Annotated in this window: 17 protein-coding genes; 5 read left to right on the top strand and 12 right to left on the bottom strand. The window is 53.6% G+C overall.

Translation table 11 applies throughout. From position 1 onward, the window contains the following. Positions 1–700: 700 nt before the first annotated feature. From ACK2JC_RS15930 to ACK2JC_RS15915, 4 genes are all read left to right on the top strand, one after another. On the top strand, positions 701–1,645 hold the full coding sequence (locus ACK2JC_RS15930) for a serine hydrolase domain-containing protein (protein ID WP_368272344.1): 945 nt from the start codon (positions 701–703) through the stop codon (positions 1,643–1,645). A 46-nt stretch (positions 1,646–1,691) separates the two neighbouring features. Next, positions 1,692–2,987 carry an SLC13 family permease gene (locus ACK2JC_RS15925; RefSeq protein ID WP_320936947.1) on the top strand — a complete coding sequence of 432 codons (1,296 nt, stop codon included), beginning with the start codon at positions 1,692–1,694 and terminating at the stop codon, positions 2,985–2,987. Between the two features lie 34 nt (positions 2,988–3,021). Then, positions 3,022–3,876, top strand: a complete 855-nt coding sequence (locus ACK2JC_RS15920; protein WP_411337413.1) for a DUF6282 family protein — start codon at positions 3,022–3,024, stop codon at positions 3,874–3,876. A gap of 94 nt (positions 3,877–3,970) precedes the next feature. After that, positions 3,971–4,879, top strand: a complete 909-nt coding sequence (locus tag ACK2JC_RS15915; RefSeq protein WP_276948625.1) for a LysR family transcriptional regulator — start codon at positions 3,971–3,973, stop codon at positions 4,877–4,879. Positions 4,880–4,961: 82 nt separating this feature from the next. Here ACK2JC_RS15915 and ACK2JC_RS15910 read toward each other — a convergent pair whose 3' ends face one another. From ACK2JC_RS15910 to ACK2JC_RS15885, 6 genes are all read right to left on the bottom strand, one after another. Then, entirely contained in the window at positions 4,962–5,675 is a 714-nt protein-coding gene (locus tag ACK2JC_RS15910; RefSeq protein ID WP_276948627.1) for an N-acetylmuramoyl-L-alanine amidase, read from the bottom strand. Positions 5,676–5,800: 125 nt separating this feature from the next. Next, entirely contained in the window at positions 5,801–7,273 is a 1,473-nt protein-coding gene (locus ACK2JC_RS15905; protein WP_320936946.1) for a metallophosphoesterase, read from the bottom strand. A gap of 39 nt (positions 7,274–7,312) precedes the next feature. Continuing rightward, positions 7,313–8,995, bottom strand: a complete 1,683-nt coding sequence (locus ACK2JC_RS15900; RefSeq protein WP_276948631.1) for a glycosyl hydrolase family 18 protein — start codon at positions 8,993–8,995, stop codon at positions 7,313–7,315. 395 nt (positions 8,996–9,390) lie between these two features. Then, the gene (locus tag ACK2JC_RS15895; protein WP_368271416.1) at positions 9,391–9,684 is read right to left on the bottom strand and encodes a hypothetical protein; all 294 of its coding nucleotides are present in this window, start codon (positions 9,682–9,684) and stop codon (positions 9,391–9,393) included. Between the two features lie 140 nt (positions 9,685–9,824). Beyond that, a complete protein-coding gene (locus ACK2JC_RS15890; protein ID WP_320936945.1) occupies positions 9,825–10,355 on the bottom strand; it encodes a hypothetical protein in 531 nt (176 codons plus the stop codon). Beyond that, positions 10,352–11,884, bottom strand: coding sequence for a serine/threonine-protein kinase (locus ACK2JC_RS15885; RefSeq protein ID WP_320936944.1), 1,533 nt, complete (start codon positions 11,882–11,884; stop codon positions 10,352–10,354). Before ACK2JC_RS15885 ends, ACK2JC_RS15890 begins: the two co-directional genes overlap by 4 nt. Before the next feature lie 313 nt (positions 11,885–12,197). Here ACK2JC_RS15885 and ACK2JC_RS15880 point away from each other — a divergent pair, with 313 nt between their 5' ends. Beyond that, complete coding sequence (locus tag ACK2JC_RS15880; protein ID WP_092364581.1) at positions 12,198–12,941, top strand: adaptor protein MecA; 744 nt, start codon at positions 12,198–12,200, stop codon at positions 12,939–12,941. 84 nt (positions 12,942–13,025) lie between these two features. Here ACK2JC_RS15880 and ACK2JC_RS15875 read toward each other — a convergent pair whose 3' ends face one another. From ACK2JC_RS15875 to ACK2JC_RS15850, 6 genes are all read right to left on the bottom strand, one after another. Beyond that, the gene (locus tag ACK2JC_RS15875; protein WP_320936943.1) at positions 13,026–14,045 is read right to left on the bottom strand and encodes a zinc-binding alcohol dehydrogenase family protein; all 1,020 of its coding nucleotides are present in this window, start codon (positions 14,043–14,045) and stop codon (positions 13,026–13,028) included. Positions 14,046–14,079: 34 nt separating this feature from the next. Further along, positions 14,080–15,012, bottom strand: a complete 933-nt coding sequence (locus tag ACK2JC_RS15870) for an ABC transporter permease (RefSeq protein ID WP_007705099.1) — start codon at positions 15,010–15,012, stop codon at positions 14,080–14,082. Continuing rightward, positions 15,009–17,468, bottom strand: coding sequence for an ATP-binding cassette domain-containing protein (locus ACK2JC_RS15865; RefSeq protein WP_320936942.1), 2,460 nt, complete (start codon positions 17,466–17,468; stop codon positions 15,009–15,011). Before ACK2JC_RS15865 ends, ACK2JC_RS15870 begins: the two co-directional genes overlap by 4 nt. Positions 17,469–17,494: 26 nt before the next feature. Next, positions 17,495–18,205: a cyclase family protein gene (locus ACK2JC_RS15860; protein WP_320936941.1), complete on the bottom strand. Its 711-nt coding sequence runs from the start codon at positions 18,203–18,205 to the stop codon at positions 17,495–17,497. 176 nt (positions 18,206–18,381) lie between these two features. After that, positions 18,382–19,509: an ABC transporter substrate-binding protein gene (locus tag ACK2JC_RS15855; protein WP_368271415.1), complete on the bottom strand. Its 1,128-nt coding sequence runs from the start codon at positions 19,507–19,509 to the stop codon at positions 18,382–18,384. A 259-nt stretch (positions 19,510–19,768) separates the two neighbouring features. Further along, positions 19,769–20,476 carry a GntR family transcriptional regulator gene (locus tag ACK2JC_RS15850; protein ID WP_242999251.1) on the bottom strand — a complete coding sequence of 236 codons (708 nt, stop codon included), beginning with the start codon at positions 20,474–20,476 and terminating at the stop codon, positions 19,769–19,771. Positions 20,477–20,481 lie beyond the last annotated feature (5 nt).

Here is a 20,481-nt window from a genome sequence, read left to right as displayed (position 1 = left end):
TTCTAATGGCTGAAATCGCCTTGATTTACAAGGGATTTCAGCTTTTTCATTTTCAGAAAATTGAAGACAGACTAATACGGTGCATCCTTTGCCTATTTTCAGATTTACTGGTCCGCTAAAAAACGGTACGCCTAACATCTTCTTTGCTTGACCGTATAGTGGTTTTCTTCCGATATTTTGGGGCAAACGCTGTATGGTATTGGCATATCCAGCGACTATGTGATAAATTTAAATCGCCTAATTATACCTCCTTCTATGCTTGAGTTTGGCTTACGACGTCAATCTCATTTTAGTAGGAGGATCTTTTTTGATACTCTTGTCCTTTCCACTTACATGATACTCCCTAACATGCTGCACTGCACAATATTCCATTATTTATCTATACAGAAATACTACACAAAGCATAATCCACCTGCTTCAGTCGAGATACAGGCGGTATCCATCCCGCCTAAAATAACCACATATCTGTTACTCATATCTACAGTAATCTTATAAAATCCAGCTTGTGTCTACCTGCAGTACTTTTTCTTGTCACACTATTACAAATTTGTTATACGATGTACAAAATATATAAATTTGATTTTAGATTAAAGGATATATATAATAAAATCAATAAATAAAGCTGACGTCGCTTTATATACTTATCATCACACCGCACAAAATTCGAGTTAATATATTCAATGAACCAGGAGGAATTGCTTTGAAAATTAACATTGTACCATTTGCAGAAATGATCTGTCACAAAAAACTGGGAGTCCATCATGTGATTGTCCAGCAGGAGGATGAGTTGGCTGCCGCCTTTCACTTTCATCCCACAGACCGTCGAAGCGATATTCACTCTGCCACAAAAAGCGTTGTAAGTCTTGCAGCAGGACTAGCCATTGACGAAGGTCTTTTTACCTTAGATTCCCATCCAGTGGATATCCTGTCCTCCTGCCTTCCTGCTTCCTACGATCCAGCTTGGCATGGGGTGACCATAAAACACCTGCTTACTATGAGCAGTGGACATAACCATAAATTGATGGATGGCTACTCCCTGATTCCCGGAGCAGTCAACCGAGATGACCTGGAAAATAAAGACTGGGGCAACTACACATTTTATCAGCCGCTGGAATTGAAGCCTGGACAGAAATTTGTGTACAATAATTCGCTACCGCACCTGATTTCCAGAATGATTACCAAACTGACCGGAGAAAATCTCTTGGATTGGTTAAAGCCACGTCTCTTTGATCCTCTGGGCATACATAATCCACAGTGGGGAACCGATCCGTTGGGATACACCTGCGGTCCTGGAGGATTGCAACTGACATCTGAAGAATTTTCTCGAATTGCCCAGCTTTGTCTCCACCAGGGCCGATGGAAGGAAAAACAACTGATCTCCAAAGATTATATGTTACAAGCGACCAGTAAACAGATCGAAAACGCAGCTGACGGACAGTTAGACACGAATGATTTAAATGCCGGTTATGGTTACTTTTTCTGGAGAAATCATCGTGACAATGCCTATTATCTATTTGGTTGGGCAGGCCAGCTGGGCATCATTCTTCCAGACTACAATGCAACTATTACCTTAAGTTCTTATGAATTCCAAACTCAGTCCCTGTTAGATTCAGTTTGGGAAACCCTTGTACCACAGCTGCGCTGAAAAGGCTGCGGCATGGATATCGATAAATTTAGAAGGGAGAAATGAAATGTCAACCCAAATGATTATCTGTCTCATAATCAGCGTCCTCACCGTTATTGGGTATTTATCCAATAAGCTCCCCATGGGTGTAGTGGCAATGCTGTCGCTTATCAGTTTTTACCTAACCGGCTGCATATCCTCCGATGATGCTATGACCTATTTCGGTAACCCGAATCTATGGTTATGTGTCTGCATGTTTGTTGTCTCTGCTGGTTTTACAAGAACACAGTTTGTAAAAAACCTGGCCAGAAAAGTAAATGAGCTGGCTCATGGTTCCGTACGGAAGATATTTTTTGGGTACATGATTCTAGGTATAATTCTGTGCCAATTTATCGGTCAAGCGGTGGCGGAGTTTTCCATTGTAGCCCCTCTTCTAGGCGCGTCGGTAGACGAAATCGGTGTAAAACGTTCCAAAGTAATGTATCCTTTGGCCGTTATGTTGCTAGCTACAATGGCATGGCTTCCGTTAGGTGCAGGTTATGCTTTTCCGATGCAGGTAAATTCTTTATTCGAAACCTTTGATATAACCGGCTACTCCATGTCCGTCTTTCACCCTTTCCTGGTGCGCCTTCCCGGCATCATAATTGTGTGCATTTATATTATGACGATCGGTTTAAAAATTGCTCCTACAGAGCCGCCTGTAGCGATTGCCTCCAACACTGTCAATGTCCAGAAAACAGCCGAAGAACCGCTTCCTCCGTTCCAGGAAAAATGCGGATATGTTATCTTTTTTGCTACCTGTGCGGTTCTTTTAGTCTCTGGCAGTCTGGGAATACAGCCTTGGCTGATTGCCCTGACGGGAGCTGTATTTATGGTACTCACTGGTGTTTTAAGGGGAAAACAGATCAACAATGCTCTTCCAGTATCGTACTTCGCAGTATTTGCTGGCGCTCTGTCCATGGGCGGTGCCTTAACCAACACTGGCGCTGCAGACCTAATTGGGAATCTGATTGCACACCTGGCAACCTCTGTTAACAATACGTTCCTTGTTTACCTGATCATTTTCATGGCAGCATTTATTGTAACACAGTTCATGTTAAACAGTGCAGTTATGTGGTCACTGATGCCCCTTGTTCTGGCTACCACCAAAGTAATGGGAATCAACCCTATAGGTGCCGCCATACTAGTCAACATCGCAGCTACCGCTGCCTACAGTACCCCTATGTCCTGCCCCCTGATTCCATTAACCATGGCGGCCGGTGGATATGACTTCAAGAGCATCTTTATCCAATCCATCATCCCCAGTCTTTTAATGATTTTGGTCGGAGTTCTGTGGACCGGCTTCCTGTACCCCATTTTCTAAGCCTAAACAAGTACAGTAGAAAGGAGCTTTAATTATGTACCAACTACAAAACAAAGAAAAAGTTCTCCGGCTAATGGAAGGTGCTTATGACCTTCATACCCATACCGCTCCTGATTTCTTTCCCCGTGCTTTGGACGATTTTAAATTGATGGAACAGGCGGATCGATACAAAATGGCTGGCGTTATGCTAAAAAATCACCTGGATCCCACCCCTGCCAGAGCTATTCTGGCTAATACCCAGGGGTACAAGGCCAAAGCCTACGGTTCTGCAGTTATGAATCTTTCCATTGGCGGACTAAATCCCATCGCCGCCCAGAAATACCTGGAACTAGGCGCAAAGATCATTTGGATGCCTACCATCCATTCCCGCAACCAGATCGAATACTCTAAAATTGATAACAAAATACAGAGTGCCGGCATACGCCTTCTTGATGATAATGGATATTTAAAGCCAGAGGTTCTGGAAATTCTTGACCTGATAAAGGAATATAAAGCAACAGTAGCCACTGGTCATATCAGCATCGGCGAATCCATAGCGGTATGCACCGCTGCCAGAGAGCGGGGTATAAAAACCATTCTCACACACCCTGACTGGGCTTGTACTATGATTCCTATAGAAATTCAAAAGCTCTTGGTTTCCAAAGGTGTAATCGTCGAAAAACTATGGTTTGACGTAGGTCTGAATTTGATATCCGCTGAATATATGGCCCAGACTATTAAAGAATTAGGACCTGAAAACTGCTTTATGGCCACTGATCGCGAACAGGCGGGCATGGAATTCCCCGCCGAAGGCCTGATGATGTTCATGGATGCTATGTTAGAACAGGGATTGTCCTATGAACAAGTATACTGCATGACACACGAAAATCCGGCTAAAATAATTGGATGACCATTCCTGATTATTGCATCAATTCATTAAAATACACCGTTTGTCTGATTTAATTATAGACGGACGGTGTATTCACACTGTAAGGAGACCAGTAATGAATCAGAGAGATTGTGAACTTATTCTTACCATTGCCCGCGAAAAAAGTATTTCCGGAGCCGCAGCCAAACTATATATGAGCCAGCCGGCTCTCAGCCTTTTTTTGGCAAGGCTGGAAGCACAAATGGGTACAAAGCTGTTTGTCCGAAATGCTATTGGCCTTAAGCCCACCTATGCCGGCGAATGCTACATCCGGACTGCCGAAAAAATACTGAAGCTTTGCAATGATTTTGAAGTAGAATTATGCAATATCAGCAGCCTCCATAAAGGAAGAATCCAGGTCGGTGCTACAGTTCATCTGGGCTCCTGTGTGTTTCCGCTGCTTCTTCCACGCTACAAGGAACGGTATCCCAATATTGAGATGCTTATAACAGAAAGCCGGTCTGCCGATCTTGAAAGAGTCCTGGCCCACAATGATATTGATATTGCTTTAATGCATATACCTTTTCACGCTGTAGACGCAAATTATGAACCCATTGCCCAAGATCCGTTTGTAATGGTAATCGCCAGAAGTAGTCCTTTAGCCCAGCACATCTATGAAAAAGACGGAATCCCGTATATTGATCCACACCTTTGTGCTGATGAAAAATATATTCTGGCATATCCCTCTCAAAGGGTACGCCAAATCTCAGACAAAATACTGGACAAAGCCGGAATCACTCCCAATATTACTTTCATGACCAGCAGCGTGGAAACTGCCATGCGGGTAGCCAGCGTAGGTATTGGCATTACTCTGATGCCTCAGAGCTATATCAGCCTCTTTACCTGTCCAGTTACCCCTTATTTTTGTCACCTTGAGGAAGACTACGATGCCTGGTGGACCTTTGTGGCCGCCTATCCCAAAGACTCTGAACTTTCCGGTCCCACTGCCGAGATGGTAAAAATTCTGCAGGAAATCTATCATTAATCTATATGCAACCAAACGCCCGTCTGCCATGTGAAACTGGTCCTGCGGGCGTTCCGTTCCCTCTCTCCCCCTAATCCTCTCATCACTTTTCGCTCTCATCCGTGTTCAGATACTCCATTACCCCCATGTGAATCGTCCACGCCATCCGATCCTGATAATCCTCGCTCTCCAGGGCCTTGGCCTCCTTGCGGTTGCTTAAGAAACCGCATTCCACAATCACGATCGGTTCCTTCACATGCAGCAGCAGGTAATAATTGTCGTTTGCCTTGGCCACCCGCCGGTTGGCCTCGCCCAGCACGTAATCGAAACGCTCCTGAAGGATTTCCGCCAGCCGCTTTCCGTTCTGGGACGTCTTATAGTAAAATACCTGGCCGCCGTTTATTTCTTCCTGATGATAGCTGTTTTGATGGATGCTCACCACCAGGTCCGGCCGGGCCTCGTTAATGATATCGCAGCGCCTGCGCATATCCGACACCTTTTTGTGGCTGTCCCCGGATTGGTAGAGTCCGGTATCCGTGTCACGGGTCATAACCACATTGACATCGGAGGCTTCCAGATACGCTTTCAGCTTCTTGGCGATGCTTAAGTTAATGTCCTTCTCCAGCTGTCCGTCGATGCCCACCTTGCCCGGGTCAAAGCCTCCGTGTCCGGCGTCAATCACCACAAGAGGCTTCTCCTCCCGCATATCCGCCTGCCGGTTCTCCACCGCAGCCAGCGTACCGGCTTCCCAGGACACTACACATACAATAAAAAGCAGCAGAATGCCCATCAAAGTCTGCCACGCAGAATGCTTCATCCAATGACGCTCCAGTCACAACTACTTGGTTCAGTATATTCACCCGCACGGCAAAAAAAGAACCGGAAATCGCAGCCCCGCCCATCACGGCGTTTTGGCTCCGGTTTCCGGTTATCTTTCCTTTGTCAGTCCACCTCCAGGACGTTGTAGTCCTTCACCGCGTCCTCCACAATGTACTCCAGATATTCAAACAGAACGGCCGGATAGCAGTATTCCTGCCACATCTTGTAGGCCGGGCGCTCCTTCGCTTCCTCCACCACGTCGACCGCCTTTCCCGCGTAGCAGGCGGCGTTGATATCCGCATATACCTGGGACATCTGCTGTTTTTCCGAAGGCGTCAGCTTCACGAACAGGTCGCCCGCCTTCTCCTCCTCCTTGGAGTCCTTCATGGCGTCATAGGCCTGGTTGTAGAAGATCTTGTTCAGCGTCGGCGGGCTGTATGTATCAAAGGACAACAGATTCTCATCCGTCACATGGTGGCGCTTGGCCCACCGTTCCATATCCACCTGACGGGTGTGGTAGGAAAATGACTCGTCGCTCATGTAATCCAGCACCCCGTACTGGCAGGGCGGCGTAGCCAGCGAGCTGGTCACCACCTCATAGATGCCGATATCGTCGTGCTGCATAAAATGCTGAACGTGCAGATGGCCGCTCAGGAACAGGGGAATATTGCGCTCCTCCAGCAGGTCGATCAGGCGGTCGCTGTGCTCGATGGTACAATCGTCCACATAGACCTTGCTCTCGTCCAGCAGATTGTGGTGGGCTACCGGCAGAACGCGCATCCCCGCTTTCTCCGCCTCGTCCAGCTGCTGCTCGATCCATTCGTAGGTCTCCGTCTTAATCATGCCGCCCACCTGATTCCTCGGCTCATACTGGCAGGTGTCCAACATCAGCAGGCAGGTGTCCTGGTCCAGATAATAAGTATAGCTGAGGGAGTTGCTGTCGCGGCTGTTGGCCTCATCGTAGCCGTACTCGCCGTAAATCTCCGCGAATTCCGCCGGATCCGTGTTGTTCGCCGGATAGATGTCCTTTCCCTGATATCCGGCGGCCTTGGGATTGTTGATATCGTGGTTGCCCGGTATCACTAATACCGGAATCCCGGCCAGCTCCACCTTGTCGAGCTTCTTTGCCAGCTCCTTGTGGCTGTCCTCCTCCCCGTTCAGGGAAAGGTCGCCGCTGAGGATCAGCACGTCCGCGTTCTGGCTGATGGCCTCCTCCAGGGCCGCGTCCACGATCTCCTCCACGTAGTTCACCAGCTTGCCGTCTCCGTGGTTCACCATGGTGGTGAAGGCTTCGCCCTCGTCCCGCAGCGACCCGGCCAGGTAATGTATGTCGGTCATCAACACCACCCGGGTGGCGTGGGCGGGCTTTTCCGCCACGGTCTCCGTCTCCGGCGGCTCGGTGGGAAACGGCTCAATGGTCGACGGCTCGGGGTGAGTCGGCTTCTCCGCCCCACTGGTCTGAGCTATGGTGGTCTCCTCCGGCGCGGTTGCCCCGCTCTCCACCGGCGTATCCGTGCGCACGCCGCAGCCTGCGGCCAGTACGGCGGCCGCGGCCACAGCCGCAATCCATCCTTTTATCTTGATTCTGCGCTTCATGTCCTTCCCCCAGTTCCATTTTTTACGGCCGGATCGCGCCTATTCCTTCACGCGGTTCACCACGTTCCAGATATCCGCCGGCTCAAATCCCAGTTTCCAGCAGGCCACTCCGGCCAGATCGTATTCCCGGATCAGGTCGATCTTCAGGCCCAGAGACTCCTCCTCTTCCATCCAGATGTACTGTTCGCCGTCGGCGTTTATCACTTCTGCGTAATACTGGCCCAGGGCGTCGTCCCAGATCAGCTGCGCCTGATTGTCTTCCACCCACTTCTTGGCGTCGGAAATACCGTAGGCCTTGGAGGTAGTCTTTCCGCCCTGAACCGTCCACACTCTGGTGTAAAACGGTACTCCGTTGATCACTTTTTCCTTGGGCACCTGGGTCAGCGTATCCTTGATTCCGTTTTCCACATAGGTGATGGAGGCCACAGAACCCGCATCCCCGCCGGCGTAGTGCTCGTCATAGCCCATGATGATCACGTAGTCGGCCACCGTGCCCTGCTCTTTTCGGTTGTAGAAATTGGTGTAAGCCGAGGGCACATAGTTGTCCACGGACAGAACCAGCCCCTTTTGCCGGCAGGCCACCGACAGCTCGCGGATAAACTGAACGTAATGGGGCCCGGCCTCTGCCTTCAGTCCCTCGAAATCCAGGTTGATGCCGTCGAAGCCGTAGTTGTCCGCATCCTCCATCAGGCTGGCGATCAGCTTCTTCCGGTTGGAGGTGGAGCCCATTAACTCCCTGGTGTTGATCGCGGCGCTCTCCTTGGTGCTGACGTTGTTTAACATGGCCCAGACCTGTATGCCCCGGGCGTGGGCCTTTTCCACGTAGTCCAGGCTGGCGATGGAGGAGTAATTGCCCTGATTGTCCGTCATCACAAACCAGGATGGCACCACCACGTTGACGCCCTCGGTCTTGTCGATCAGCTCCTCAAACTTGTTGTTCGCCTCCTGGCTAAACACCTGGTGGAACGCCAGAATCACCGGCTCTCCCAGGGAAATATTGGTGTACACCGGCGCCTTAAAGGTGCTGAGCTGCGGTTCCGGCTCCTGCTCCTCCAGCCTGCGGTTCTCAATATAGCCCATATAGCCGTCCTCTGTCCGGACCTTGGTCCACTTTTCCATGGCGTCCAGGACCGTCAGCCGGTCCCCCTTTGCCACATCCGTGATAATGGGGCTCTTGACACCGCCCCGGGTGCGCAGCTTGCCGTCCCGTTTGGCCTGAACCTTGGGCACCGGGTTCCAGAGGGTGTCGATAAAGACGCGCTTGATCTGGCTGGTGTCAAAGGCCTCGGTCCTGATATCCGTATAGTTGGCCACCAGTCCCAGGGACAAGTACGCCCCGTCCTCCTTCACCTTTAAGAGCGGTCCCGAACTGCCCATGGTCTCTGCATCCGCATAGACAATGGAATCCGGCAAAGCGTACACCAGAAGCTTCTCATTCTCATCCCAATAGAAACGCTGGTTCAGATACTCGTTCACCCAGCCCACCGGCAGATAAACCTGGTTATCCTCGTAGATTGCCTTTGTGTCCTGGAGCTCATTGTCCAGCACCAGAGCCACCTGCCCGCTCTTGATCCCAAACAGCTTGCCCTTGTCCGCCAGCTCGCTGCTGGGCTTGTACTTTCCCAGCAGATACCAGCCCACCAGCGCGCCGGCCACCAGCAGAATTAAGCCCACAATCACAGCCGTCACGGCGCAGCCGCAGCCTCTCTTATTTTCCTTCATGCAGCGGGTCCTCCGAATTGTAAATGGTAGTCTTTTCGTTGGGAAATGAGGCATCCGAATGTTGTCCGCATGCCTCATTTCGCTCACTGTGAATATTATATCATAACATTCGGCAAATAGTACAAACGATTTGCTTACAATTCGGTGGAAACGGCTGGGGGGTGGATTTGGGCGGATCATTGACCGGGCGCAGCCAGACGCTGCGGCCAGCTCAGGCTGAGACGGCCCCGCCTGTAACGACTGCCATTCTCCGCTGTCCGCGCGTCCGCTTAGGCCCGTAAGGATTACCCGCGTTCACTGTGTCCCGGCGTGCTTACCCGCGCCCGTTTACGCCCCGCAGCCGCAATCCCCGCCGCCCCCTTCACCTGCGCCCTCCCCATCATCCCGCAGCGCTCTCAGCCCTGCCGTCTCCGCTTCCCGCCTGTTCTGCCCTTCGCAGGCTCCGGCGGGTCGCAGAGATAGACCTTGTCGAAGCGGATCTCCCGCAGGCAGCCCTGCTCGGCTCCCACGTAGTCGCCCATGTAGAAGCCGCCATCCTCGCTCATCTCAAAAATCCGCTCCCAGTCCTTCTCCGGACATTCTTCCCCATCGATGATAATCGGAATCCCCCTGCACTTATAACGCCTCAGCCCATCCAGGTATGTCTTTTGCAACTCCTTCCTGTCCGCATACTCCACGTTCCTTATCATCTGTTACCCTTCCTCCTAACCACGCCGCAACCGGCGCGCAGCCCAGACGGAGGTATACCGTGACATATTATCTCCTTCGATACCGCGCGCCCAATCCGGCGCTTATCGTTCTCCTTTTGCAGCCGCCTGCCGGGACGCGGCTACAAAAGCCCCTCGAACCACCGCATCAGGTTTCTGTCAATCCGAAACGCATCCGCTGAAAACGGAATCCGGAACACCGGGACGCCCAACTGCCTCTCCACTTCTCTTCTGGTCCATTCGCTGCCAAATGCAGCCAGGTATATCCAGCTTCTGCACGGCCGTCCGTTCTGTTCCATCATCCCGGAAGCATCCTCCAACTGCCATTCGCTGAACGACACCACCATCATTCTCACCTGGCACCTGAGCCACTCCGCCCGCGGCGCGGGCGCCGCCTCGCCAAAGTCGATGATAATGTCGTCATACGGCCCGTTCATACACCCCGCCAGGGTGTCGGCATCCCCCCGGCCAAAATATGTGACGCCGAGGGCTTTAAACACGTTTTCTTCCTTCTTTCCGGCCACGTTTTCCCGCCTCGCGCAGACCTTCTCCATCCGCCAAAAATCCCCGTGATCGTTCCACTCAATGACCGCCGTTCTTCTCTGTCCGGCTCCGGTCAGATAATTCGCCATCAGCACGCACAGGTGTGTCACCCCTGTCCTTCTCCCGGCTCCGATGACGCCGATGACTCTGCACTGTCCCGAATTTTGTCCTTTACGGCGAAAAACGCCTTTCCGCCAATGAGGCATCGTTTAAGCCAGCTCCTTTTTCCGGTCCGCCCGCCGGCCAGGGCGTCCCACAATTCCTTTAAAAATTCCCCGCCCTGTGCCCCGGGGCAAAACGGGTCGCTGAAAAATGGCTCCGCGAACCGCCTTGTCCCCGGCGGCAATTTTTTCCGATCAGGCCGGAACCCGCGGACCCCCTCCGGGCTGCGCCATACGAGGGCCGCGGCTTCAAGACGCGGCGAGTCCCACAATGGGCCCAGGCTCTTAAGCATCTGCATACAATCCTCCTGCTCCCACAAACCTGCTCCGGCCACCATAAGCACCGCCAGCCGCTCTGCTTTTGCACCTGCGGAGAGCTCCTGCCAGCCGGTCCCGTAATCCCGGACCACGATCCCGGCCTCAGGCTGGTCCAGAGCCACGGCGCTCCCATACCAGGGTTTTAACAACAGCCCACGGATATGAAAGAGACCGTGTTTGTCCGCTCTGCTGCCGTAGCGCTCCGCCAGACGTCTGATATGCCCGGATACATTATGTTCCTCGTACACGGCCCGGAATCCAGCCCGCTTTAAATACCCGCACAGGGCCAGCGACAGATGGGTGGAGCCGGTTCCTTCCCGGCTTCCAACCACTGCGACTGCAAGAGATGGTATTGGATTTTTTATGCGGTTCTGGCATTCAATCCCGGCCTGTGCAAGCCCCTCAAGCCTCCGCCCCAGCTCTTCGGCCGTGCGAAAACGTTTCTTCCGGTCCACTTCCATACATTTCCCAATTATAGCTCTAAGGCCGTCTGAAATACCGCTTCCTACGTCCTGCGCCATCCCGGGTTTTCCACTCACCATATAGGAGAGGACAGCACCAATGGCATAGACATCCGTCCTGATATCCAGAATCTGGTCAGAAGTATACTGTTCAGGCGCAGCGCAGCCGACCGTCCCGTAGCGCGCGCTCTGATGAGTGCAATGCTCCGCAAAAGACGCCTGCCCGAAATCGATGATTTTCACGATGCCGCCGCATATGATCAGGTTTTTAGGTTGTAAGTCCAGAAATAAAATGGGTTTTTCTCCTGCGAAATGCAGGAATTCAACTAAGGCGCATATCTGCACTCCATAACGGACTGCTTCCGCCTCGCTTATGACGCCCTGGTTTTGAATCAGGGCATACAAAGAATCTCCTTTTATATACTCTTGAATTAGGTATAAGAAATTTTGGTCTTCTTCCAGATCGTAGACTATCGGAATGGCAGGATGCCGCAGGCTTTTCAGGATCAGGGCTTCCCTGTGGAACGCTTCATATCCCACAGCTGCTTTGGAAACCTGTTTGATCGCCCGGTATTCTTCCAGGCCCAGATGGACTGCCAACCATACGGTCCCTGTCCGGCCCTTCCCGATTACACGATCCAGACGGTATTTGCCAAACAGAACGGTGTCCGCCGTCACCCCTCCTCTGCTTAATACCATCTCTTGTTTGGTTATATTATCATTTAATCTACATAATGTCAATATTATGTTGTAACTTTCTTCTAAAACTTTATGCTTTAAAAATGTCATCTCCGACTGCTTCCGTTTTTCACCCGATTCATTTCAGTTCCGGTTAGCTTCAGTCTGGTTACGGACAGATCCTGCGCAATGTCTGTTTCCCTTAAAATTTCATTAAATTGAAATATTTTAATTGATATTTCCCCCCGTTCTGTAGTATATTTAGAGTGTGGGAGTCTAACTAATGACTGTGCCGATGGCACCCGAGATTGATACAGAACAGGAAGTGATCCTATTGAAGATAGAACGAATAAATGAGAATCAGATCCGCTGTACCCTCACAAGCTTCGATTTAAGCGTGCGGAACCTGAATCTGGTGGAACTGGCCTACGGAACGGAGAAGGCCCGGAAACTGTTCCGGGAGATGATCCAGAAAGCCTCCAACGAAGTCGGATTTGAGGCCGACGACATCCCGCTCATGGTGGAAGCGATTCCCTTGTCCGGCGAAAGCATCATGCTGGTGATCACCAAGATTGAGGACCCTGAGGAACTGGATACCCGCTTCGCCAAGTTCTCGCCGCCCTCCGATGAGGATACGGAATCCCTGCTCTCCCAGCTGGCCGGCCAGCTGCTGGAAGGCGCCGGGGATATGGACTATACAGAATCAACTGCAATGCCGGCTCCCGGAAAGGGCCTGCAGGCCGGCGAAACCGGCGGCAGCGCTTCCGCGGACGGCCGGGACGCCGACGCTACCCGGATTTTCCGTTTCGAGAATCTGGACCGGATCTGCGAAGCGGCCAGGGCCGTGGGCGGACTCTACTCCGGCGTCAACACCCTCTTTAAAAAGCCCGGCACCCGCCAGTATTACCTGGTGATGAAGCGCAAGGGCGGCGGTGACCTGGAATTTTCCAGAAGCTGCAACATACTGGCGGAATACGCTATGAAGCTGTCCAACGAGTACGCCAGCGAAGCCTACTTCCGGGAACACTACGAGATCATCATCGCGGATAAGGCGCTCCAGGATCTCCAAAAAATCTGATTTTGTTAAAATGGCTGTAAAAAATACCCCGGCAGGACCAAATCTCTGCCGGGGCATTTTTTATGTTCAATTCTTCAACTCTCATCAGTCAAACGTGAGCACGACCTTACGGATGGAGGGATCCTTGGTGTCCACAAAGTCAAAGGCTTTCTGCGCTTCCAGGAAGGGGTAGGTGTGGGAGATGGTTCCCTTCAAGTCCAGCTTCCCGGCCTTGATCAGCTCGATGGCCTCGCCGAACTTCTTGTTCTGAAGCCTGGAACCGCGCACATCCAGCTCTTTGGAGGTGATCAGGAACTGGTTCACCTCCGTGGGGGCCACCGAGAAACCCATGGTGATCACCCGGCCCGCGTTTCCCGTCACCTTGAGCAGGGTCAGCAGGGAAGTCTTTAAGCAGGCGGCGTCGATGGAAACGGTCACGCCGTAGCCGTCCGTCAGCTCCCGCACCCGCTGCTCCAAATCCTCCTTCATAGAGTTGATGGTGTAGTGGGCTCCGTTCTTCTTCGCCTCGTCCAGCTTCTCCTCCACCACGTCCGTGACGATGATGGTGGCCCCGCTGAGCCGGGCGATCTTTAAAATCGTGCTTCCAAGGGCGCCGCAGCCGTAGATTAACAGCGTGTCCTCCGCGCAGAGCTGGGCTCTGGAACAGCTCTGGATGGCGATGGTGGTGGGTTCGATCATGACCGCCTCCACGTCGGAGAGCCCCTCCGGCAGCAGGTAGCAGGCGTCCTCCGGCACCGCCATGTACTCGCGGTAACCGCCGTCAATGTGCACGCCTCTCACTTCCAGGCTGCCGCACACGTTTCCACGGCCCTTGCGGCAGGCGTAGCAGTGGCCGCAGCTCTTCACCTGGTCCACGATCACCCGGTCGCCGGGTTTTACGCGGGTAACGCCCGGGCCAACCTCCTCGACAAGGCCCACCATCTCGTGGCCGATCACTCGGGGATAGGTGGCCGCCGCGTTGGTTCCGTGGTAAATGCCCACGTCGGAGCCGCAGATGCCCGCCGCCTTCATTTTCACAATCACATTGTCCTGCTGCGTGAGCGCGGGCTTATCCATATCAATTATCTTTAATACTTCGGGTTTTTCAATTTGAATCGCTTTCATTTTCATTAATTCCTTTCCAACCATTCTTACATGCTTATTTCTTCTTCACTGCATTTGAAACTGAGGCCACCAGGATCAATACCAGGAACGCGCCCTGGATCAGCCTCTGCATACCCGGTGATAAACTGGCCGCATTTAAGAATGTGGTCATAAAGGACATCATCAGCGCGCCAAGGCAGACGCCCAGCACGTTGGAACGGCCGCCGGCAGCCGCCGTCCCGCCTACAAACGCCGCCGCAATAGAGGGCAGGAAGTAGGTGGAGCCCATATCCTGGAACGCGCCGCCGATAAATGCGCCGCACAGAACTCCGGCCAGGCCGCAGAGCGCTCCGCCCAGGGTGAAGGCCGTGATCACCACGCGCCCCACCGCGATGCCCGAATACCGGGCCGCCAGGCGTTTCTGGCCCACTGCGTGAAGCTGTTTGCCGTATTTGGTCTTGTACAGCAGCACGGCTAAAACCGCAGCTACCGCGATACAGATCACGGTCAGCATGGAGAAACCGCCGAAGTTCATGTTGATAAACGACACCAGGCCCGCATAGGGAAGCGTGGTCATATGCGGCGCGCCGATCAGGATGATGGTGAATATAATGTAGCCGGTGGCCAGCGTGGTGATCATAGCCGGCACCTTGAGGTAAATGTTGATACAGCCGTTGACAAAACCGCAGAGCGCGCCCACCGCGATGGCCACCACGAAGCCCAGAACCGGATTGACGTTCATCAGGTTACAAGACATGTAGGCGCAGAGGGTCAGGATGTAAACCTGGGATAAGTCGATGGCTCCCTCTCCGCTGGTGACCACCACCATCTGGCCCAGGGCCAGCAGAAGGGCGAAGGATGCCAGTCTGGCGCAGGAAAACAGCTGATTGGCTGTAAACCGGCCGGAAACCGCGCCGATCAGTCCCCACAGAATCAAAGAGCCCAGAAGCGGCCATATAAAGGTATACTTTTCTACAAATTTCTTCATTTGCCTGCTGCCTCCTTCTTATGGGTAATCAGCTTGATTGCCAGTACCAGAATCAAAATAATCCCTGTAACCGCGGTCTGGAAGTTGGAGTCCACCTTCATGGAGGTGAGAAGGGCTGTGATAAAGGACATTGCGATTCCGCCCACTACCACGCCCACCGGCTCCACCACGCCGCCGCTCATCTCGCAGCCGCCCAGAATTACCGTGGCGATGCTCAGCATACAGTAGGACGCCGCGCTGTTGGCATCCGCGCCCAGACACACGGCCGTGAAGGTCATGCCGGACAGGATTACCATCACGGCGGACAGACCGTAGTTGGTCATCTTGGCGGTCAGGTAGGACCAGCCGGAACGCTCGATGGCGGTGGGGTTGTTGCCGATTCCCCGCAGAATCATGCCGTATTTGGAGCGGTACAGGATATACCAGGAAACCGCGGCCGCCGTCACGGCGATCAGCACGGGCATGGGCACCAACGGCATTTTATACTTGTAAAATCCGATCAGCCAGTCCGGGCAGGAACCGCCGGGGGTGGGACAGAGTACCAGGGCGATGCCCAGCCAGATAAACTGCGCGCCCAGGGTCACCACAATGGCCGGAATGTTGCGCACGTGGATCAGCGCGCCCATGAGCACGTAAGCCGCGATGAACAGCAGCAGGCTGATCAGGCCTATCAGCGGGTTGGCCGTCAGGATTACGGCAATCAGCACGTTCACCAGGCCGATGGAGTAGCCGTTTCCCATGTCGATGTCGCCGGAAACCACGATGAACATCTGGCCCAGAGCCGCGAATACCAGCGGGACCGCGGAGCCGATCAGGGTCCGCACGCCGAAATAGGACAGGATGTTGGGGTTCATGTAGGCGTTGGCCAGGATCATGAACACCATGGTCAGCACCGGGAGGAGAATCCGGGAGCTGCCGATGGCGGCCAGTTTTCCGCGTTTTACCTCTTCCTTAACCTGTTTTTTGGCCACATCCTCAAAGGACGCCTTGACGATGTTGGGAACCGTGATGTTCTCACCCACCAGTTCCTCGGTGATGGCTCCCTCGTGCATGATGTAAGCCCGGTCGCAAATCTCGATCTCCGAGTCCTCGGTGCTGTACATGATGATTCCGCGGCCCTCGTTTTTGGCCTCCTCCAGCAAGTTGTAAATCTCCTGCTTGGTCTCAATATCAACGCCCGCGGTGGGGTCGTTTAGGATAATCACATCCGCGCCCGAGGCGATGCCCCTGGCGATCAGCGCCTTCTGCTGGTTGCCGCCGGACAGGGACATGATGGGGCTGTGAATGCCCTCGGCCCGAAACTTTAACTTGTCGTACCAGTGCTGGGCCAGGCCCTCGGATTTCTTCTGATCCAGCAAAACGCCGGATTTTACCTGGTCTAAGTTGGCGATCAGGATGTTGTCGAAAATGTCCCAGAGCTGGAACACGCCTTCCTTGGCGCGGTCGCCGCTGACATAGGAAACGGTGCCGTCGATGAGCACGCCGTTCTTAGCCCGGCTGCCCTGGTGCCTGCGGGCGGAGAAAATGGCGTTTAACAGCTCGGTCTGGCCGGAACCAACCAGGCCGGAGATACCCACGATCTCCCCGCGCCCCACGTGCATGGAAATATCCTGGAGCTGGCCGCCCGTAAGGTTTTTCACGTCTACCAGTCGTTTCCCGTCCGCGCCTTCCCCGGCCGCCGCTTCCCCGCGCTCCCGCCGGGTCATCTCGCCGCCCATCATGCCGATCAGCTCCTGGGTGGTGATCTCGTCTGGATCGCAGGCCCCGGCGTTCTGACCGTTGCGCAGCAGCAGGATGCGGTCGGAAACCAGCTTGATCTCATCCAGCTTGTGGGAAATGTAAATCACGGCCACGCCCTTGTCGCTGAGCTCCTTCACCACCTGATGCAGCTGGCCCGCCTTGTCCGTGGAAAGAGCCGAGGTGGGCTCATCCAGAATCAGGACCTTTAAGTTGTCCGTCATCAGCGTCTTGCAGATCTCCACGATCTGCCGCTCGGCCAGGGTCAGCTTCTCCACCGCCTTCTGGACATCGATATTATTTCCCGGAAAATAGCGTTCCAAAAGCTCCTTGGCCTCAGCCTGGGCCCTGGCCCGCCAGCCGGGCTTGCTCACCAGGGTGTGCTCCACGTTCAGCATGGCGAAGTTCTCGTATACGCTCAGATTGGTACACAGGGACAGGTCCTGGTAGGCGCAGGCGATGCCCGCCTCCTTGGAGTCCCGGGTGGTGTATTTTTCTCTGGCGCTTCCCTCCAGCAAAATGGTGCCCGCCGTGGGCGGCAGCACGCCGGTGAGAATCTTCATCATGGTGGATTTGCCGGCTCCGTTGGGGCCCACAAGGCCGATCACTTCCCCGGAGTAAATCTGCAGATCCACCTTCTGGAGCGCCTTGGTGATGCCGAAAAAGCGGTCTATCCCCTGTAACTCCATATAGGGAGTCTGGTTTTCTTTATGTTTCACGTCCTCACATCCTCTCATCCGCAGTTTTACTGTACAAACGCCACCAGCCGGATCGGCGAGCCCGAACCGCCCTTAAACTTATTCTGAAGGCCGAACACCGCGCAGAAGGGCGGCAGCTTCCCCAGGTTGCAGAGATTTTCCATGATCGGAATCCCCTGTCCCAGCAGAATCTCGTGGGAGATAAAGCGCTTCACGCCAAATGCGTCCAGCGCCAGGGTGTCGCAGCCCACGGCGGACACGCCCTTCTTCGCCAGATACCGGGCGGCTTCCTCCGACAGGCCGGGCCAATCCCTCAAAAATCCCTTGTCCTCGGGCAGAATGGCGTATTTGTCCTCCCAGCCGAAGCGGATCATCACGATATCTCCGGCCCTGATTTCTCCGTTCTCCGCCTCGAAGGCTTTGATCTGTTCCAGTGGCAAAAGTCCGCAGGGCGCGATGTTTTCTCCGTGAATGGTAACGCCCCGGCCCATAACCGTCCTGTGGGACAGCTCATCCACCGGACAGCCTCCCGGGATAAAATGCTTCGGCGCGTCGATGTGGGTGCCGGTGTGCTCGGATATGCGGATGCTCTGATGGTAGGACTCGCCTCCCGCCTCGTAGGTCTCCACCACCGCGGCCTCGTACTTCGGCTGCGTCGGCCAGAACGGCATGTTCATTTCCATGGTGTAGGACAAATCCACCACCTTCGCGTGGTCCCGGATCGCCTCGATCATCTCGATATAGTTGTTATGTTCCATCTTCCCTTTCGCCCTTTCTTTAAAATCTGTGCCCGGTTCCGGCCCTGGCGGACCATTCCATTCAGTAATCGCCCACTGGCTGCGCCTGCGGACCATTACATCCAGCAAAGGGCCGGCAGCCGCTAATCTGCAGCAGCCGGCCCCTGTCCGTTCAAATGAATCCAGCAGCGACTATTTTACTTATAAAGATTCTCTCTCACCCAATCCCGGTCAAAGGTCGGGCAGCAGATTGCCTCGTCGGCCACATCCGCGTAATCCTTCACCTCGTCCTTGGTCACAATACCGAAGGGATGGATCATTTCCTTGGGAACGTCCATGCCGTCCAGGATGTCGACCGCCACATACAGGCCGGTAGCGCCGTCCCAGGGGTTGGAGGAAACGGATACGGTGTCATAGCCTTCCGGAGCCTCGTTGGCCCACCATTTCAGGAAGTAACCTCTGTTGTCTCCCCCGATGATCGGCAGATCCAGACCAGCGGACTGGAACGCCTGCACGGCTGCGTAGGAGTCACCGCCCTGGGTCACAACGCCGTCCACCTTGTCCAGTGTGGGCAGTACGCTGGCCAGCTCGGACTGAGCCTTGGAACCGGTCCAGTCAGTGTAGATCTCAGCCACAACCTTGATGTCCGGGTATTTCTCCAGCACCTTCAGAACGCCCTCGTGCGCAATGTTGTCGAACTCGCTTCCTGCGGTTCCGCGCAGCTCAATGATGTTGCCCTTGCCGCCGATGGCTTCGCAGACATACTCGGTCAGGTAACCCATCTGAGCGATGGTGTCAAAGTTGATCTGGTAGCACAGCTCAGCCTCGGAGCTCACCGGGCCGTCGTTGATGATGATACAGGGGATTCCGGCGTCGGAAGCCTCCTGGATTGCGCCGTTTAACGCGGTTGCGGAACCGGGATCGATGATGATCGCGTCCACGCCCTGAAGAATGAAGTTCTCAATCTGCTGCACCTGGGTGCTGTTGTTCTGGTTGGACTCGGCAAAGATCACCTCGCTGACCTCGCCGGTCTTCTGAAACTCCTCGGCGGCCTCCTTTAAATAGCCTTCCATGGCCTGACGGTATGTATTGCCGTTGTAAGAGTTGCTGAAACCGATCACATAACCCTTACCCTCGCCTTTGTCCTCTGCCGCTGCGTCCGCCGCTTCCGTGGTATCTCCGGCCTCGGCTGCCGTTGTGTCTGCCGTTTTCTCAGTCGGGGCTGCCGTGGAAGCCGGCGCGGAACTGCTCTGCCCTCCACAGGCTGCCAGCGAACAAATCATGGCTCCTCCCACCAACATTGCGATCCATTTACTTTTTTTCATTTTCTTTCTTCTCCTTTCAGTAACACATTTCCACCCTGGTGATGTTTTAATATACTAATATATTACTAAGTGACTATAATTTACCACATCTCACAGTGTATGTCAATAGGTATTTTTAAAATATGCACAATTATGTTTTCCCGTTAGATTTTGAGATTGTGCATATAATCCGGGCACAAAAAATAGCGCGAACCCATTTTAGGATAATTCGCACTATTTTCCGCCTTTTAATTGTTAATTTTTTATCATTTTTGTCGGGTCAAGATTTAAAGTATTGCGGGTACTCGTTCCGCAGAGTCTGCTCGTTCATCAGCCACCGGTCCAGATGCTCCTCCATAATCCGTTTGGCCAGCTCCTTGTCCTTGTCGCGGATGGCTTTTACCAGATTCCGGTGGTCCTCCACGGTCTTATGGCCGTGAATCGCGGTGGCCTCCATGTTGCGGACCCGGTCGTAGTGGATGGAAAGTCCCTGGCTCATGCGGTAGATCAGGTCCTTACGGCAGATTGTGAACAGCTTGCGGTGCAGGGCATTGTCAAGCTCCAGAAGCTTCTGAATCAGGTTATTTTTCAGATAAAACTCCTGCAGCGTAAGATTTTCCTCCAGCCACACGAAATCCGCTTCCTGGGCCATGTCGCAGGCCAGCTCCACCATCGCCTTCTCCAGGGTCATACGCAGGAAACGCACCTCCTGAACAATATCCGTATCAATCAGCGCGATGCGCATCCCGCGCTGTGGGAAAATCTCAATAATATCCGACTCCTCCTTGAGCTTGATAATCGCCTCGCGGACCGGAGTGCGGCTAATGCCGATCATCTGGGAAATCTCCATATCGTTCAGCGTGCTCCCCGGTTCCAGCTCCAGCGTAATGATATTTTCCTTTATAATGCGGTAGGCGTACTCCTTCGCAGTTTCCCCCGCCTGTCTGGCCTCGATTGTCATACTCAGAATCTCCTTATCTCTTGGCAATAGCC

Origin of the sequence: Enterocloster lavalensis (assembly GCF_046603895.1) — a bacterium.
Lineage (GTDB): Bacteria > Bacillota > Clostridia > Lachnospirales > Lachnospiraceae > Enterocloster > Enterocloster lavalensis.
Note: the sequence above shows the minus strand (reverse complement) of the source record. Positions and strands in the feature narration are given on the sequence as shown.